This is a genomic window from Panacagrimonas perspica, assembly GCF_004364935.1.
Lineage (GTDB): Bacteria > Pseudomonadota > Gammaproteobacteria > Nevskiales > Nevskiaceae > Panacagrimonas > Panacagrimonas perspica.
Genome location: NZ_SOBT01000009.1, coordinates 516,450 through 534,162, shown reverse-complemented (window position 1 = coordinate 534,162; position 17,713 = coordinate 516,450). Strand labels below are relative to the sequence as shown.

Genomic DNA, 17,713 nt, shown 5'->3' with positions numbered 1-17,713 from the left:
GGGACTCTCGCCCCCTTGAGGGTGAAACCCCGGACTTCGTCCGGGCTACATTGTTACGTTGAGTGCCGGCGGCGCTTCAGGGCGCCGTCACCGTAACGCTTCCGGCCGCCGATCGTGCGTTGAACTCGCGGTCGTACATGCCTTCGCCGTAAGCGGGGGGCACCGTGAACGTACCGGTGTTGGTCGCCTTGATGCGATAGACGATCTCGGACAGATCCGGCGTGACGCCGACGTAGAACACGCTGCGGTCTTCGCGAAAATCGGCGAAGGACAGACTGGCGGTCGTGCCGGCCTGGCAGATCGGGCAACCCCAGGTGGTCTGCTCTTCCGAGCTTCCGTCGCCTTCGCCCTCGTCGCCTTCGCTGGTCGAGGCCTCGTCGTCGCCAGCCTGCGCCACCGTCGTCTGCGCCTCGGTCGGCGGTACCACCATCTCGAAGCCACCGGGCAGCAGATCGACCAGCGCCACGCTCCAGCTAGAGGCCTGCGTGATGGAGCGGAACTTCAGGCGCACCGTGACTTCCTCGCCCTGCTTCACGGACGTGATCGCCTTGCCGTCCTTGTCCGTGTACTCGCGCAGGATCTCGAAGCCCTCGCGCAACGGCTCCTTCGGCGGCGTGCGCTCGAAGCCTGCCTGCGAGACGAACGAGAAGGCGGGCAGATCGGCTTCGTTGCCGAATTGAAGCTTCGCGGCAGCGGAGCTGAAGCCGATCTTCGGGAACAGGCCGGCGGGCAGCACGAGATCCTTCGACTTGCCGTCCGCCAGCAGCTCGGAGAGCTTGAGCTTGCCCGCGGTCTGCGTCGTTGCGACGTTGGCGTACGCATCCAGGGCCAGCAAGGTCGTGGCTGCCGACAGCGAGTGGTATTGATGCTTGGTGATGCGATCGGCCAGCGTGTCCACGTAGCCGGCGGGCAGTTTTTCGAGGCGCTTCGGGAAGTGCTTCGCCGCGAGATACAGCAACTCGGCGTCCGCCGTCATGTCGCCGTGCCAGCGATCCACCGGCCGCTTGCCCGAGAGTTCGATCTTCGAGAACAGCGTGTCGGCTTCGCGATCCTGCTTCATCAGTTTCATCGCCGCCGCGAGATACGCGGTCGCGATGTCGCCGCGCCACTGCTCCGCGTAGCGCGACTCCAGACGTCCACGCAGGCGGCTCGCCTCGGCGCCCAGCGTCTCGCCCTGGCGCGTCAGCAGGTACAGCGCGTAGGCGCCGTTGCGCTCTTCGTCGAGCGTGTCGCCGTCACGCGTGGCGAGGAAGCGCAGGTACTGGTTGCCCTGGTCGATCAGGTCGCGTGGAACGGACTGGCCGCGTTCGCCCGCTTCGATCAGCACATGCTGCGCGTAGACCGACACGAACTCGTGCTGCTCGAAGCTGCCGGGCCAGTAGCGATAGGCGCCGTCCGGATTCTGGCGCGAACGCAACTCCGCGATCAGGCCGTTGAAGTCGGCCTTCGCGTACTTCTCGATGCGGCCGAAGTCCGGGCGCTTGAGCATCACCAGCACCGGCATCGCCTGGCTGACGAGCTGTTCGGTGCAGGAGTACGGGTAGTTGCCGAGGTAGGACACGAAGCCGCCCGCCAGCCCCATCGGCAGCGCGGACATTCCCGCTTCCTGTTCGCGGAATTGCGGATACAGGTCGCGCGTTACCGGCTGGTCGAGCTTGGCGCCGGCCTTGACCACCGATGCGCTGACCTGCGTGCGGTACGGCGTGGCTGGTCGCACCGACAGGCCGATGCTGCGCTTCGCGGTCCTGGTGCCGAGTGCCGACGTGAACACCAGGCTCGCGTCGCCCAGATCGTCGGTCGCGCGGAGCTTGAAGCGGATCGAGGATTCGCGACCCTCCGCTACGGCCAGGGTCTGCTCTGCACCGCTGACCACCTCCAGGCCCTTGCCGGTGACGAGCTTGAGCGCGAGTTTCGCGTCGACGCCCGAGCCCTCGGCCTGATTGGAGACCCCCAGGCTCACGTCGAACGTGTCGCCGGGCGCCACGAACGTCGGCGCGTTCGGCGACAGGATGAAGTCGCCACGCACGAGCGTCGCGCCCTCGTAGACGCCGATGGCGCCGTCGGAGACCGCGACCGCGATCACGCGCAGCTTGCCGTTGAAGTGATCGGGCACGACGTACTCGAGCGTGCGCTCGGTGTCGTCGGCATCGACGATGCCCGACCAGTACGCCACCGGGATGTCCGTCTTGCGCTTGAATGGATTCAGGTGCTGTGCGAGCAGACCATCGGCGTCGCCGCCGGGAGCGGCCTGCATCAGCGCCGCGCGGAACTCCGGAAGGATGAGATCCAGGATCTGCAGCGTGCCCACATCGAGGCTGCGCTTCTGGAACAGGAAGCCGAGCGGATCGGGCGACGTGTAGCGCGCGACCTGCAGGATGCCCTCGTCGACGGCGAACAAAACTATCTTCGACGGACGGCTCGCCTTGTAACGGAAGCTGGCGGTCTCGCCCGGCTTCACGCGCGTCGGCAGCGCGACGTCCACCTTGCTGCGTCGCGCATCGACGTTGATCGAGAACGGCGCCACGCCGTAGCTCAACGGGCTCGTGTAGATCTCGGCAGAGCCGGGATCGCGCACGAAGCTGACGCTGACGTAGGCGTTTCCTTCCAGTCCTTCGGCGGGCAGCGTGATGCGCTGCGTGCTCGCGGTGGTGTCGGCGGAGAACCACTTCCACGCGTACACCTTGTCGCGCTCGACGGTGATCAGGCCGGCGCCGGTGTACGGCGCGGTCACCTGGAATTCGATCTCCTCGCCCGGCGCGTAGTCTTTCTTCGACAGCGCGATCTGCAGCTCCGCGTTCTTCTCGAGACGCGCGGAGAGATTGGCTTCGCCCGCCACCGTGTAGTCGAGACGCGCGAGCTGCTGGCCGCTGGCATCGAACACCAGGTAGGCGAAGCTGCCGGGTGTCGAGGCATCCAGTGCGAGCTTGTGACCTGCGGCAGGCAGCGTGAGCGCCGTATCCGACAGGCCGATCTCGCGGCGCCGCGACTCGTACTTGAACGTGCCGTTGTTCTGCTTGACCAAGGTCGAGACGTACTTGATCTCGATGCGCTTGAGCTTCAGGTCCTTGGCCTCGGTCTTCGCGAGCTTCGGATCCACCGCGATAAGGCTCGCGCTGCGATCGGCATTCTTGCCGACGTACGACAGGTCACCGTCGGTCTTCACGCCCACCAGGAAGGGCATGTTCGAAACCAGTTGCGTGACTTCGGCCGCCACACCGCGGCCGCCCTCGGCCTCGAAGCCCTGTGTCACGAGCTGCAGGCGATATGTGGCCTTAGCGAAGCGATCCAGCCGCAGCTCGAACTCGGCCGCGCCCTTGTCGTCGGTCTGCGTCTCCGTGAGGTCTTCGGTGAAACCTTCGCGCGCCGCCTGCGGGTCGGAGAATTCGTAGCCGGGGTACTGCGGGAACGTCGGCACCGTGGGCGACAGCCGCAGCGTGCCGGTCACGCGACGATTCTCGGCGGGCGCACCGAACAGGTTCTGCAGATCGATGCGCGCGCTCAACTGGTCGGGCGAGACCCAGCCCTGCGCAACTTCGTTCGACAGGTGCGCCGTCATCTTCAGACGGTCCGGCTCGAACTCGCGCACCAGCACCGTCACCGATCCGATCAGATCGTTGCGGTGCTGGTCCTTGACGATCGACAGGCTGAACGTCCACGTACCGGTCGGCGACGCCAGCTTCGTCGTGTGGCGGATTTCCTCGAGCCCCATCGCCGTCAGCGGCAGGCGTTCCTTGCGCACCAGCTGGCCGCGCGGGTCGGTGACTTCCAGCAGCAGCGGCAAGCCCGGTGGCAGCGGACTCCAGTCCTGCGTGCGCACGATCGCGCCCAGGCGGATCTCTTCGCCGGGGCGGTACACGCCGCGATCGGAGAACAGGTAGGCGCTCAGCGCGTTCTTGTCCGAACTGTTGCCGACGCCGCCGATGTCGAAGCGCGACATGTCGAGTTCGCGCACGCGATAGTCCAGCGGCAGGAAGCTGGTGTCGCCGTCCTTGCGCGCCAGCACCATCACCGGCTGCTGCTCGCGCTGGAAATCCTTCAGCGACGTGAAGCGCACGTGGCCTTCCGCGTCGGTGACGCGGTCCAGCACCGGAAGGCCGTTGCGGCCGATGATCTCGACGCGTGCATCGGCCACCGGCTTGCCCGAGTGCACCGACTGCACGAACACGTCCTGCGAGCCATCGAGGTTGCGCTTGATCAGGATGCCCAGATCGGTGACGACGATCAGCCGCGTGTCGGTCACCGGCGCGTCGACCATGTCACCCCACGCGTCGACCTGAGAGGTGCTGATGGCGCGGTTGTTCGCCTCGTCCCAGGCCTGCAGCTTGAGCAGGAAGATGCCGCGGCGATCTTCGCCGTCGTTCTTCAGATACGGAGCCAGATCCAGCGCTGTGTAGGCCGGCTTGCCCGGCGGCATCTTCGCCAGCGTCTCGGTCTTCGAGAATTTCTCGGTGAGATTGTCTTCGCCGAAGCCGTAGTTGTTGAATTCGGGCGTGGAGAAATCTCCGCGCGTCTGCGTGACCAGGTGCTGGAGCTGGCGCGGCAACAGGCGCGACACCTCGATCTTCATCGCCGGCACGTCGCGCGAGATCAGGTTCAGGCGCTTGGGGCCGGACATCGCCAGCAGCGAGCCTTGCGAGACCACGCGCAACTCGCGCGGATATTCGGGCACGCGCAGCAGGCGCTCCTGCGTCTCGCCGAGGCGATAGCCGCCGAACGCGGTCAGACCTTTTTCGAGCCGGACATAGATGAAACGGCCGGGTTCGGTGGCGTACGAGAAGGATTGCAGCTCGCTGTTGTCGCGCTCGCCGAGAATCTGCTTGAGCTCGATGGGCTGCGACTTCTGCAGGATGCGGTTGTCCGCACCGTTGCCGCTCCAGTTGTAGGGCTGGCCTTTGTTGCTCTCCTCGAATTCCGCCTGGATCTTCGGATCGGGATGCTTCTCGGGCAGCAGCCAGGCCTTGAGCTTGGCGCCGGTGTCCTTTTCAGGGACCGGGAAGTTGAACTCCAGCACCGCGACCTGCTGTGGATCATTGTTCTCGTCGCGTGCGAGGTCGAGCTTGACCTCGTTGACCGCCAGCGAGTTGATGCCCGGGACCTTCACCTCGGACTTCAGATCGCCCGTCGTCGTGTTGCCGCCGCGTGCCGAGCGAACTCCCTCTTCGACGACGAACTCGAGCCGGCCTTCCTTCTGCGGAACCTGCAGCTGCCCGGACGCGATGTAGGCCTCGAGCTTGAGCTTGTCGTAGGTGACGGTGTACGCCACCGGCCCGAGATCCTTCTCCTGGCCGTCGGCGATCTTGTCGAGCAGCTTCAGGCCGATGCGCTTCTCCAGGTCCGCGGCGTCGACCGGGTGGCTGAAGCTCAAGGTCAGCACCGCCTTCTTGTCGGTGGCGATCAGCGGGTCCTGGTAGAACTCGGTGTTCTTCACCTTGGCCTCGAACGCGGGCGAGGTGAATTCGAAGCCGTACTTGTCCAGCTTCTGGTGGCCGGCGACGAACTTCTTGTTCGCGAAGGCCACCTTGAACACCCGCCCGACCGGCCAGTCCTCGGCGGGCTCGAAGCTCAGGGACTTGTCGTCGATCCATTGCCACTTGCCCGGATGCGCCGGCGACAGCGTCACCAGCTTGAGCGCCTCGTCGATCGGCTTGCCGGCGACTTCGATGGGCGCCACCGATTCGGAGAAGCGCACGCGCAGCGGGTTGGGCGCACCGACCGGATCGCACTCGTAGCAGGTGCGGCCGGGTGCGTTGACCTCGAAGCTGACGAGCTGGGGCTTGGGCAGCGACTGATACCAGCGCCAGCCGCCGTAGCTGCCGGCGATCAGGGCCACCACGACGCCGACGATGCCGGCCATGCGCGCAGGCCGTGCGCGGGCGCTGGCCATCAATGCGTTCCAGCCCGCACGGACGCGCTGGCCGAGGAAGCGCATCCAGTCGGGCGCATACCAGTCCACCGACCCGAACACCGCGGAGAAGAGGGTGGCGATCACGCCACCGAGCACACGCAACGTCTGCCGGATTCCCGCCAGCAGCTTCTTCAGCCCCGCCATGTTTCGCCCCTGCGATGAAGACGACCGTGAGTCGCCGTCCACATTCTAGGGAGCGACCGTGGCGGTTTGCCGGAAATCCTGTGCAAACCGTGTGGCGAGCCCACAACCCGTAGCCCGGACGAAGTCCGGGGTTCCTCTCGCATAGGGAACGCAACCCCGGGCTTCGCCCGGGCTACGTGCTCACTCGAAGACGAAGCTCTCCACCGGCAACTTGGTCATCGACTGGCTGGGTTTGACCATCGACGCCGCGTGGCCACGCGCGCGCGGCAGGATGTGGTCGAAGTAGAAGCGCGCCGTCGCGATCTTGGCCTTGTAGAACTCCGCGCTCTCGCTGCCGTTTTCCTGCGCCAACTTCTGCGAGGCCACCGACGCGATCCGGGCCCAGAAGTAGCCCATCGTCACGTAGCCCGAATACATCAGGAAGTGGTGGCTCGCGCTGGACACGACTTCGCGATCCTTGCGCGCCGACAACATGATGCGCACCGCCAGCACGTTCCATTCGGCCGCGAGCTTGGCCAGCTCCGTGGCGTAGCGGCGCATCTTGGAATGCGTCATGTGATCCATCGCGAAGCGGGCGAGCAGCCCGGTGAATTCGCGCACGGCCTTGCCGCGCGTCTGCAGCAGCACCTTGCGGCCGAGCAGGTCCAGCGCCTGGATGCCCGTGGTGCCTTCGTACAGCGTGGCGATGCGCGCGTCGCGCGCGATCTGCTCCATGCCGTGTTCCTTGATGTAGCCGTGACCGCCGAACACCTGCATGCCGTGGTTCGCGGCTTCCAGGCCCATCTCGGTCAGGAAGCCCTTCAGGATCGGCGTGAAGAAGCCGAGCTTGTTGTCCCACTCCTTGTACTTGGCGTCGTCGTTCTCGAGGATGCCGTTGACCATGTGGTCGGCGTACTGCGCAGCGAAGTACAGCATCGCGCGGCCGCCTTCGGCGATTGCCTTCTGCGTGAGCAGCATGCGGCGCACATCGGCGTGGTGGATGATCGCGTCAGCCACCTTGTCCGGCTCCTTCTTGCCGGACAGCGCGCGCATCGAGCGGCGATCCTTGGCATAGGCCAGCGCGCCCTGGAACGAGAGTTCCGCATGCGCCACGCCCTGCACCGCCGTGCCGATGCGCGCGGTGTTCATGAACGTGAACATCGCCTCGAGGCCCTTGTTGGGCTCGCCGAGCATCCAGCCCGTGCTGTTCTCGAAGTTGATCGTGCAGGTGGCCGAGGCCTTGATGCCCATCTTGTGTTCGATGGACGAGCACACCACCGCGTTCGCGTCGCCGACGCTGCCGTCGGCGGCCGGAAGGTACTTGGGCACGACGAACAGCGAGATGCCGCGGGTGCCGTTGGGCGCGTCGGGCAGGCGCGCGAGCACGACATGGATGATGTTCTCGGCCAGATCATGTTCGCCGGCCGAGATGAAGATCTTGGTGCCGGTGATGCGATACGAGCCATCGCCGACCGGTTCGGCCTTGCTCTTCACCTGGCCCAGGTCCGTACCGCACTGCGGTTCGGTGAGGCACATCGTGCCGGTCCAGCGGCCCTCGACCAGCGGCGGCATGTAGACCTTGAGCAGTTCGGGCGTGGCGTACTGCATGATCGTGTTCATCGCGCCCAGCGACAGCCCGGGATACATCGTGAACGACCAGTTCGCCGTGCCCATCATCTCGGACTTGAACAGGCCCATCGACATCGGCAGACCCTGGCCGCCGAACTCGGGCGGATGCGACAAGCCCTGCCAGCCACCGGCGACGTACTGGTCGTAGGCCTCCTTGAAGCCCTTGGGCGTGCGCACCGCGCCGTTCTCGAAGTGGCAGCCTTCCTCGTCACCCGGAAGATTGATCGGCGAGAGCACTTCTTCGCAGAACTTGGCGCACTCGTCGAGGATGCTGGAGACCGTCTCCGCGTCCGCATCCTTGCCGTTCGCCAGGCCGGCGTAGTGCGTTGGAAAGTCGAAGACCTCGTTGATGAGGAAGCGCATGTCGCGCAGGGGCGCCTTGTAAGCCGGCATCGATGAAAGCTCCTGGTTCGGATCGCAGGCGCCAGGCCTTGCGAGAGGGTTCGCGTGAGGCCGCGGATTCTTCGCGTGCGCGTCGATGCTGCCTATGGCCGAGCCGTTGCGGTCGATGGCGCTCCGGCACAAAACACCGGCGTCTCAGTCGTCTTCGCGCTGGCCGAACGGAATCTCCAGGCTGATGCCGGCCTGCGCCGAACCCTCGCGCTTTTCGGCCGGATCGTCGCGAGGCCAGCTGTAGCCGACCAGGAATTCTACATACAGGCGCTTGGGCATGAACGGATGCCGGTAGACCACGCGGCCGCCGTACTCGTACAGCGGCTCGGGCTCGTCGGTCTGGCCACGGATCAGCAGTTCGTAGGCCATCGCGCGTTCCTCGCGAAGGTTGTGGTACAGGATGATTCCGGAGAACCAGTCCAGTCCGACGGTCTTTTCGCTGACGGTGCCCACGTCGGTCACCCGCAGCAGCAGCGTTTTGGTCAGCACGTGGCTGTAGTCGACGCCGGCCGTGACGCCGAAGCCCTGCCGGCTGGTCCAGAAGCCGGTGCCGCGCAGGTAGAACAGGTCTTCATCGTCGGCATAGGCGATGTAGCGCGCGCGCTGCTGGACGTAGACGCGCGGGTGAGCCACGCCGGCCGCGCCGATCCGGAAGTCGGTCTTGAAACGCTCGGTTCCGGGGAAGGAATAACCCAGACCAGCAAGCCAGGAATCATCCTCCGCGATCTGCGGCAACGCGGAGCGGACGGCGAATCCTTCCGCGCGATCCCGGACGACGTCGTTCTCGTTGTCGCGGCCGAACACGGCGGACACGCGGTTCTTCAGGTTGGGTACCTTGAAGCGGACCCGGAAGCGCGTGCGCTGGTCCCAGTCCTTGAACTCGGACCAGTTCACCGAGGACTCGAGGAAGCCGCTGGTCTTGCGCGCGGTATCGAGGTTGCGCGGCTCGCCGAACAGTCCGTCGAGCCATAGCGCCGCAGTGCAGGTGGTTTCTTCCATGGTCACCTGCATGCCGTCGACCACGGTGCCGCCCCGATCGTCCGGCTTGGCGCAGAGCTGTCGGCGTGTCGGCGGCCCGGGGACCTGCGGCGCGTCATCGGGTACCGCCTCCGCACCGGGAACCGGCACCGGGCCTGGCGCTTCGCGCGGAGGCTCGGTGAAGTCGACGACCGGGGGCACCTCATCGGAGGCGGGCAGGCTGTCGGCAGGGGGCGGGCTGTCTGCCGTGGCGGGAGCCGCATCAGCACCGGGGACGGGCGGCGGCTCCGTGGCGGGGGCGTCGTCGAATTGCAGGTCCGCGGAGATTCCGCCTTCGGCCGGGTCCGTGCGTTCGCGCGCGTCGTCCTGCGGTGCAGGAGACGTCTCCGGGCGCGTGGAGCCCACGTCCGGCGCGCTTTCGGGCGAAATCGGTATCGCTTCGGCAGCAGCCGCACCCTCGGCCCGCAGGCCGACGGGCGCGCACAAGCCAAAGCCGAGCAGCAGGACGAAAAGCCCGCGGGCGCCATTGCACGCTGTCTTCGCCCGGAATTCTGTCCGCATGAACATTCCCGGTGTTATTCCCTGCGCCCGCACAATGTCGGCTGGCCGCGGGGGTCGCGTCAACGTGCGACGCGCGTGTGCCCCGATTGGATAGAATCCCGGCCTCAAAAAAATGCCGATGTAGCTCAGTTGGTAGAGCACTCGCCTTGTAAGCGAGCGGTCGCGAGTTCGAGTCCCGCCATCGGCACCATTGCGAAGTCCGTAGACGTCCACTGAGGTCCACGAATCCCCAAAAGCCCCGCTAAATGCGAGGATTTTCATTTACATCACCGTCCGCTGGCCTCCACTGGCATCCACGTCATCTTGTGAGTGGCATGGTGAGTAAGGGGCTGTATCGCAGCCTTCGAGGATGCAGTTACTCGCAATGGCCGGCTTGTCGGAAATCAGGGTGAAAAACCTCGCTTCGCGCGCGAAGGTGTACCGCGTCGCTGATGCAGAAGGCCTATGCGTGGAAGTGAACCCGTCAGGGGCTCGCTATTGGAGATACCGGTATCGATTCGCGGGGACGGCCAAGATGCTTTCCGTCGGCACCTACCCCGAGATCTCGCTCAAGGAAGCCAGGATCAACCGGGACAAAGCCCGTGCGCTCCTCCGAGATGGAGTCGATCCCAGCGCCCATCGCCGGCTCGCCGAGGTTGCGCGTCGGCACGGTGCTGCGACGACGGTTGAGCCCATCGCCCGAGAGTGGTTGGAGAAGCAGCGGCATGTCCTGGCTGACATCACCTACGACAAGGCGAAGTGGATGCTCGAGTCATTCGCCTTCCCGTGGATCGGGGCTCGACCCATCGGCGAGATCGAGGCCACCGAGATGCTTTCCGTTCTCCGAAGGGTAGAGGAGCAAGGCAAGCTGGAGACCGCTCATAGGTTGAAGCAGCGGTGCTCCCAGATTTTTCGGTACGCCATCGCGACGGGCAGGGCCAAGCGGGATCCGTGCCCTCACCTGAGAGGGGCCCTTGCCGCTCCCAAGGCGAAGAATCGGGCTGCCATCACGGATCCCCAGGCGTTCGGCGGTCTGCTTCGAGCGATCGACGGGTACAGCGGCGGACTGATCGCCTCCAGCGCGCTCAAGCTGGCTCCGCTCGTCTTCGTTCGTCCAGGCGAACTGCGGCGTGCGGAGTGGGCGGAAATCGACCTGGACAACTCCGAGTGGCGGCTGCCGGCCGAGAAAATGAAGATGCGGTCGGCGCACATCGTGCCGCTCAGCAAACAGGCGGTCGCGATCCTCAAGGACCTGCAGCCATTAACTGGCCGGGGCCGTTACGTGTTCCCGGGCGTGAGGTCGCTGCGCTCGCCGATGAGCGAAAACACGATCACGGCCGCCCTGCGGCGCATGGGCTTCTCTGGAACAGAGATGAGCGGCCATGGCTTCCGCGGCACGGCGTCCACTCTCCTGCACGAGATGGATGGTCCAGCCTCGTCATCGAGCGTCAGCTCGCCCACATGGAGCGAAACAAGGTGAAGGCGGCGTACAACCACGCCGAATACCTGCCCGAGCGCAGAAAGATGATGCAGTGGTGGGCCGACTACCTGGATGGATTGAAGGCCGGGAACGTCGTTGTGGGCGACTTAGGCAAGGCGGCGTGATCTATGGCCAGCGGCGGAAATGACCCGACAGACAAGACGAGCCGAGCGTCCACGTTCGGGGCGTCGTTGCTCAACAAACTTCCTTCGGCGAGCCGGAAGCAGCGGAAGCGGCTGACCGACAAGAAGCGTCGGCAGGCGATGAAGAAAGAGGTCTCGGCTAGCGAGACGGGATGATTCCCCCCGTGCCTCTCGGGGACCATTGAGAGGCAGGCGGCGCAACCGGGAGCGGCAACTCCCCGCCACGCCTAACCAGTACGACCTATACAGGAGTCATCATGGCTGTCGGGAAGCCTGTCTGATGATCTGGAGTTGGCAGCAAAGGCTGCTGGGCGCGACGCAGAGACGGCCTATCGCCGAGCGAACGACTTCACGCGGGCGGGGCATGAGCGGATCGACGTCCTCGACTCGGTTGTAGGCAAGGCCCGAGGTCCTGAGAAGGTCTTGCAGGCCGTCCTGTCAGGAACGGAAGCGGGCGCCACGGTTCTGCGCAAAGTGACGCAGTCGCTGCCTGTGGAGGCAAAGCGCGCCTTGAGCGCGAGCGTCGTACGCCGGTTGGGCAGAGCGACGAACTCCCAGCAGAACGACGACGGCGATGCGTTCAGCAGCCAGACTTTCCTGACGAACTGGAGCAAGTTGAGCCCAGAGGCCAAGCGAGTCCTATTCGACAGCCACGGTCCTGAATTTCGTCGGGACATGGATGCACTGGCTCGAGTCGCCAGCAATCTGCGCGATGGCTCAAAGGTCTTCGCGAATCCGAGTGGAACGGCCGGTGCAACGGCAGGAGTAGGACTTCTCTCGGCGGTGGGTACCACAGTGGGGACGGGCAACTTCCCTCTGGCTGCGAAGATTGTCGCGGGCGCGATGGCAACGAACGGTGCAGCGCGGTTCCTCACCAATCCGAACGTCGTTAAGTGGCTGGCACGCACTACGGAGACTCCGGATGCCACGCTGCCGGCGCAGCTGGCGAACCTCGCAGCGATCGCCGATCGAACGGGCGATCCAGAAGTGGAAGAGCTTCAGGCGGAACTCGTCAAGCGCTTCGGTTCCGGCCGTCAATCGCTCTTGAGGAACTGACGATCGATCTTCGACATCACGACGAGGCACGCGATGGAATAGACCGCGACCACGGCTACCCTCGGGATTGCCTTCCGAGACGTAGAGGGAGATGAAGTCTCTCTGCAACTCCAGGATGGAAGCCGGGTGCAAGGAAGGGAGATGAAAATTTCTCACACCGTTGAAGTTGCTGACGGCACCAATCTTGCGGCCAACGTGTGGGCCGAAATGATCGATTGGCTGAACCATCTCACCTCAAGCGCCATCGTGCCAGTGGACTAAATGTTTCGCGTAGCCCGATACCTTCCTCCGTTTCTTCTTCCGGGCGTTTTCGCTATTGGGTGGTTGCGCTTCCCGGATCTGCTGCAAATGGATTCGCTCAAGCTCATGTCTAGCATTCTGACGCTCGCTTGGGCGCTCGAACTATTGCTCTATCGAAAAGCTTGGGACATGACGGGCATGGCAGGGCTATCGTCTCGTGAACAGGATAGACTAGCCGTCAAAGTGCGAGAGGTGCGTCGGAGGCTTTGGATTACTGGGGCAGGCTGTCTCGCCTGCGTAGCTGTTGTATGGCTTATTACAGCTATGGACGAACGTCTGTCACTCCTGTCCGCTATTGTGATCGGGCTACTGGCTGGGCTGAGCCTTTCGTCACTTGCATTGATCGCGATGTGGTTTGACGAGACCAGCGCATTCATGGACCAGATCCGCCTGAAAGAAGCCAACGCAAAAAAGCGAGCCGAGTACGCAAAGACGATGGCTGGACTCGCGAAAGACCCTAAGTAACTTCAGCCCGCCATTGGAAGCACATGGGGCATCTTTCTCCCATGGTTCGCCTATTGGCTGTGGGCCCCCCGATTAGCGTGTGCGCAAAGCGGGTCGAGAGAGGGGCCCGGAGCAGCCAGTTTCAGAAGCCTTGGGAGTGAGCTCGGCAGAGCTCCGTGACATCGCCCGTTTACGCAGCAGCGCGAACCTTGGACGTGCGCGGCTTCGACGTTTGTACAAGCACCTTCCCGTCCGTTTCAGGGAGCAGCTTGCTCAGCGGATCAGGTGCGCGCCATTGCACGGTCAGCACAACGCCGAGCGCCTGCGCTACTTTCATGACGGTGCTGAATTCAGGGTTGCCGCCCTCGCCCAGCGCCTTGTAAAGGCTCTCCCGGCCAACTCCAGCCAGCTTGGCCACTTCGGTCATACCGCGCGCGCGCGCCGCGATTCCGAGCGCGTGCACGATCTCCTCGGGCGCTCCGGTTTCGAATGCGTCGTTGAGGAAAGAAGCGACATCCTCCGGCGTCTTGAGGTACTCCGCTGCGTCGAACTTCGTCGTTTTGAGGGGCATGTCTAAATCTCCTTGACCATCTGTTTCGCCTTGGCAATGTCACGCTTCTGCGAGCCCTTGTCGCCGCCGCAGAGCAGGATCACAACAACCGAGCCGCGGACCGTGAAGTACACGCGGTAGCCGGGTCCGAAGGCCACCCGCAGCTCGCTCACTTCGCCGCCAACCGACTTCGAATCGCCGAAGTTGCCGAGTTCCATCCGCGCGATGCGGCCGACGATGATCGAACGGCCTTTCCCGTCCTTCAGGCCGTTCAGCCATCCCGCGAACTCTTCCGATTGGCGCACTTCGATCACGTGCGTAATGTATCCTATGGGATACGATTAGGAAAGAACGGAAGGACTATGTCTGTTCGACTTGCGGGCCCGCTCCGCCGGGGTGAGATCCTAAATCTCAGATGAAAAGGTCGGCGAGCTAGGGGATGTGCTGTAGATGGCCACGGCTAAAGCCACCGTAACCGATAGGCCGATGAGGGGCTCGACTAGGCCAGAGTCGCGTCGTCCAGTGAGTAACTACGTGAGTAACAAGGGGTAGTTCCACCGGGAAAGCGATGCGATATCAATCGCATGGATTCGCCTTTCGATTCCCGACATCGCACCACATCTGAGGCACGCTCGATCTGCCGCGGCACGCGGACTCTCTTGCCCGTTCAGGGTGCCTCGGCGTCGATCCACTGGCCGATCAGATTCACACCCCGCGCATCGATCACGTGGGTGGACAGCGGAGGCATGCGCTGTATCGACGGTCGTGCGGCGCGCTGGTGGCCGCTGGTGATGCTTGCGCCCCGGGATCGGCCGTAGCAGAAGACGGGCGCGATCGCGCTGGGAATCGCGGGGTCATTGGAGAAGTTGGGGCGGGTCGCCTCGAACCGAATGCCGAAGCGTCCTCACCTGAACGCCGCAGCAGGTCTTCGATAGACTCCGGGGTCTCGTTCGGGGAACGTGTTCATGATTCGTACTGCGGTCGTGGCCGGCTACACCGGCCTGGTGGGGCGGCATCTGCTCACGCGGCTGCTGGACGATTCGCGTTACCCCAAGGTCATCGCGGTGGGCCGCCGATCACCGGCTGTGACTCGCGCGCAGCTCGAGGCGGTCAAATCCGATCTGACCGATCTGGGAAAGATCACCGCGAGGCTGGCGGCGGACGACGCGTTCTGCTGTCTGGGCACGACGCTGCGGGCCGCGGGTTCGAAGGCCGCATTCGAGGCGGTGGACTACCACATGGTCGTGAATTTCGCGCGCGCCGCGCACGCAGCGGGCGCACGACGTCTATTCGTGGTGTCGTCCTTGTCTGCCGATCCGCGCTCGCCGATCTACTACAGCCGGGTCAAGGGACGCGCCGAGCAGGCGCTGCGCGAAACGGCATTCGACACGCTGCACATCGTCCAGCCTTCGTTGCTGCTGGGTGATCGCTCCGAGAAGCGGCTAGGCGAAGCGATTGCCCAGAAGTTGGCGCCGGCCATCAACCCGCTGATGCTGGGTCGACTGGCGAAATACCGCGCGATTCGCGCCGAGGATGTCGCGGCAGCGCTCGTGGAGCTGTCCCGCCGCGAGGATCGCGGCGTGTTCGTTCACACGCTGCCGCTTCCGCGCTGAAGCATCAGGACTTGTGCCGCGCCCTGAGCTCGGCCATGGCGCGTTGCTGCGCCGGCGAGGCGTTCACCGGCTCCGAGCGGCCCGCCACCAGATCCTCCACGAACTTGCTGGCGCGGATCGACAGCGTCTTCTTGGCATCGAAGCCGTTGAAGCCGACGGTGTCGTGTTCCGGGTAATAGCGCGAAACCTTCAGCCAGAGCGTCTGTCCGTTGCTGGCGTCGTACACGCGGAACCAGCTCTCGGCGGTCAGGCAAAGCGCCAGCAGATCGGCGTTCGACGCGTCGCGCTCGAGTTGGCCGTCGGTGGGGGAGGGCGCAGCCGCCGCAGGCATCGTGGCGGGGCTGCCGATATCGTCTTTGCGATCGGCAGGAGCGGTGGACGGTTCGATCGCTCGGGTCGAACCTGATCGCGGGGCCGCATCAAGTGGTTTGGCGGCCGGAGGCGTGACGCTCTGCGTCCTGGCCTCCATGGGCGCCGGGGGCGTTGCCTGGCTCGGAAGAGTGTCGATGACGCGAGGTGCGTCGGCGACCGGCGGGGGTGTCGCGGATTGTCTGGAGGTCGGCGTTGGTTGCGTCGCTTCCGGCAGCGTGAGGACGAAGTCCAGCAGCGCATCGCGTGCCGGTTCCTGGCGAAGCGGCTCGCGCAGGGCTTCCAATGCCGGCGCGCGCGACTCCGTGCTGCCGGGAGCCGGGAAGTCGGCCATGACGGCCGCGGTTTCCATCGGCGTGAGCAGCTCGAGCTCGTTGGCCTTCATCTCGCGTTCTTCGGGCGAGAGCCGGGCGGCCCGGGCGTCGACTTCGGCGTAGGTCTTCTCGAGGAAGCCCTTGGCGGCGGCGACCTTGTCCTCGCGCATCCCGATCCCGGCGAGTTCTACGCCAACCGAGTTCAGGATTTCGCCCCGCATCGCGAGGTGGTCGCTGCTGACGTCGATGACGTCCATGCTCGCCAGGATCTGCACCAGGCGATTGATCGCGTCGATCCAGCTCCGGCTGTTCATGCCATGACGCAGCAGGCGCGCCGCCATCAGCGGGCCCCAGCCCATGCGCAGGAAGTTGACCAGCGGCATCGGCGGTTTGCGGCCGAGCGTGTGCACTTCGAGCTCTTGCGCGACCGTGCGGCGCACCTTGTTGAGTACGCTCTCCCGGCGGATTTCCGATTCTTCGCGCTGCTGGTCGAGGAAGGACGCGATCTGCGGCATCGTCAGCGGCAGCAGATGCGAAAGCTGCGGGCGGACGAACGTGGCCGACAGGTCGATCTGCTCTGCAATGTGCCGCAGGCGTTCTTCGAGCCGGCGCACCACGGCCGACGTCGCCACGCGCGACGACGCGGCCGTTTCCGCTGCCTCGGCCACCAGCCGGCGAACCGGATGCGCGCGATTGGCGAAAAACGTGCCGTCGGCGAGCGCGATCTTGATCAGCGGGAAGCGCAGCCGCTCGAACAGCGGCCGCATCGTGGGTGGCAAGTGCGGATCGGACAGGATCTCGTTGCACATCTGTCCGACCAGCGACATGCGCTGTGCGGGCGCGACACGGCCGACGCTCGGGTGTTCTTCCTCGATGTCCGCGAAGCTCAGAAGCTCCTCGGCGAACTCCGCGTCCTGCTGGCGATAGCCGCTCACCACGCTGCCGATGTCGCGCAGCGCACCGCGCGTGGAGCTGTCGAGAATGGGCGGTTCGAGCCGATCCTCGCCCTGCACCGGCACCGGAGGGGAGCCGTATGGAGACCACGAGGCCGCGACGGCCTTTTCCGGCTCCGGCGCCCTGATCTTGTGGGCGTCGAGAACCTTGATGGCCGCCTCGAGCGGCTCGTTCAGGCGGGCGGCGCAGGAACGATCGAACAGCTTGTAGAGAAGGATGCGAACCGGCAGCGGCAGATCCAGGCCGGCGATGCTGTTCTTGAAGGCGTTGCAGACGACGGTGGGCGTCAGCGTATGGCGCGAGATCGGAATGCCGAGGTCGCGGATCATGTGCGTGACCCGGGCGGCGAGCTCGGTGAGCAGGATCTGGTGGAGGTTCTCGGCCTTTGTCACCAGGTTGCCGACGGCGATGCGCTCTTCCAGCTCTTCGGTCGGAGCGATCGAGAGGCGATCGAGGTCGAACTCCTCGTACAGGATTTCCGCGGACCCCTGGAAACTGGCCGCGAGCACGTTGCCGAACTCGGTCTCGATGTTGCGCCGCTCGAGGCGCAGCATGCGCATGATGTCGAACGACGATCGCTGGTCTTCAAGCGCCGAGGCGCGCTCGCTCATGCCGAACAGCGCGTCGTCCGCACCTTCGAACATGGCGCGCAACTGCTTGAGGAGCACGGGCGTCGTGGCGTTCCGCAGCGCCTCGATCAGCGGATTCACGGCTGCGGGACCGAGCGGACCGGCCGAGGCAGACGAGGAGTGCGGCTTGTTCCCGTTGTTGGGGAACAGGCGATGCACGGTAGCGCTCATCGGTATGGTTCTCTCAAGATTCGGACCTGGTTTCGGCCCCACATCCCCCGATGTGGGGCCCCCGGCCGGGGACGAACATTAACCCTGTACTCAGTATGTTGTGCAAGACGGCTGCATCCGGG

Annotated in this window: 11 protein-coding genes and 1 tRNA gene; 6 read left to right on the top strand and 6 right to left on the bottom strand. The window is 64.9% G+C overall.

All coding sequences use genetic code 11. The features are described 5' to 3' along the window. Nucleotides 1–76: 76 nt before the first annotated feature. The 3 genes from DFR24_RS13905 to DFR24_RS13895 form a co-directional block, all read right to left on the bottom strand. On the bottom strand, nucleotides 77–6,049 hold the full coding sequence (locus tag DFR24_RS13905) for an alpha-2-macroglobulin (RefSeq protein WP_133881999.1): 5,973 nt from the start codon (nucleotides 6,047–6,049) through the stop codon (nucleotides 77–79). Between the two features lie 180 nt (nucleotides 6,050–6,229). Further along, complete coding sequence (locus DFR24_RS13900) at nucleotides 6,230–8,050, bottom strand: acyl-CoA dehydrogenase C-terminal domain-containing protein (protein ID WP_133881998.1); 1,821 nt, start codon at nucleotides 8,048–8,050, stop codon at nucleotides 6,230–6,232. A 144-nt stretch (nucleotides 8,051–8,194) separates the two neighbouring features. After that, nucleotides 8,195–9,589 (bottom strand): hypothetical protein, encoded by a 1,395-nt coding sequence (locus DFR24_RS13895; RefSeq protein ID WP_133881997.1) that lies wholly within the window; start codon nucleotides 9,587–9,589, stop codon nucleotides 8,195–8,197. A 114-nt stretch (nucleotides 9,590–9,703) separates the two neighbouring features. Here DFR24_RS13895 and DFR24_RS13890 point away from each other — a divergent pair. The 5 genes from DFR24_RS13890 to DFR24_RS13875 all read left to right on the top strand — a co-directional run bounded on the left by DFR24_RS13890 (nucleotide 9,704) and on the right by DFR24_RS13875 (nucleotide 13,012). Continuing rightward, nucleotides 9,704–9,779 (top strand) — tRNA-Thr (locus DFR24_RS13890). A 159-nt stretch (nucleotides 9,780–9,938) separates the two neighbouring features. Continuing rightward, nucleotides 9,939–11,048 carry a tyrosine-type recombinase/integrase gene (locus DFR24_RS13885; protein WP_246051659.1) on the top strand — a complete coding sequence of 370 codons (1,110 nt, stop codon included), beginning with the start codon at nucleotides 9,939–9,941 and terminating at the stop codon, nucleotides 11,046–11,048. Then, the gene (locus DFR24_RS24955) at nucleotides 11,030–11,173 is read left to right on the top strand and encodes a hypothetical protein (RefSeq protein ID WP_246051658.1); all 144 of its coding nucleotides are present in this window, start codon (nucleotides 11,030–11,032) and stop codon (nucleotides 11,171–11,173) included. The genes DFR24_RS13885 and DFR24_RS24955 overlap by 19 nt, the downstream gene beginning before the upstream one ends. Nucleotides 11,174–11,482: 309 nt before the next feature. Then, the gene (locus DFR24_RS13880; protein ID WP_133881996.1) at nucleotides 11,483–12,247 is read left to right on the top strand and encodes a hypothetical protein; all 765 of its coding nucleotides are present in this window, start codon (nucleotides 11,483–11,485) and stop codon (nucleotides 12,245–12,247) included. Nucleotides 12,248–12,595: 348 nt separating this feature from the next. Continuing rightward, a complete protein-coding gene (locus DFR24_RS13875) occupies nucleotides 12,596–13,012 on the top strand; it encodes a hypothetical protein (RefSeq protein WP_133881995.1) in 417 nt (138 codons plus the stop codon). A gap of 169 nt (nucleotides 13,013–13,181) precedes the next feature. Here DFR24_RS13875 and DFR24_RS13870 read toward each other — a convergent pair whose 3' ends face one another. Together DFR24_RS13870 and DFR24_RS13865 are read right to left on the bottom strand one after the other, a co-directional pair. After that, nucleotides 13,182–13,562, bottom strand: coding sequence for an addiction module antidote protein (locus tag DFR24_RS13870; protein WP_133881994.1), 381 nt, complete (start codon nucleotides 13,560–13,562; stop codon nucleotides 13,182–13,184). Between the two features lie 2 nt (nucleotides 13,563–13,564). Continuing rightward, entirely contained in the window at nucleotides 13,565–13,855 is a 291-nt protein-coding gene (locus tag DFR24_RS13865) for a type II toxin-antitoxin system RelE/ParE family toxin (RefSeq protein ID WP_133881993.1), read from the bottom strand. Between the two features lie 651 nt (nucleotides 13,856–14,506). Between DFR24_RS13865 and DFR24_RS13860 the strand changes: the two genes are divergently transcribed. Further along, nucleotides 14,507–15,154: an NAD(P)H-binding protein gene (locus DFR24_RS13860; RefSeq protein ID WP_133881992.1), complete on the top strand. Its 648-nt coding sequence runs from the start codon at nucleotides 14,507–14,509 to the stop codon at nucleotides 15,152–15,154. Between the two features lie 4 nt (nucleotides 15,155–15,158). Here DFR24_RS13860 and DFR24_RS13855 read toward each other — a convergent pair whose 3' ends face one another. Next, on the bottom strand, nucleotides 15,159–17,591 hold the full coding sequence (locus tag DFR24_RS13855; RefSeq protein ID WP_133881991.1) for a DUF1631 family protein: 2,433 nt from the start codon (nucleotides 17,589–17,591) through the stop codon (nucleotides 15,159–15,161). Nucleotides 17,592–17,713 lie beyond the last annotated feature (122 nt).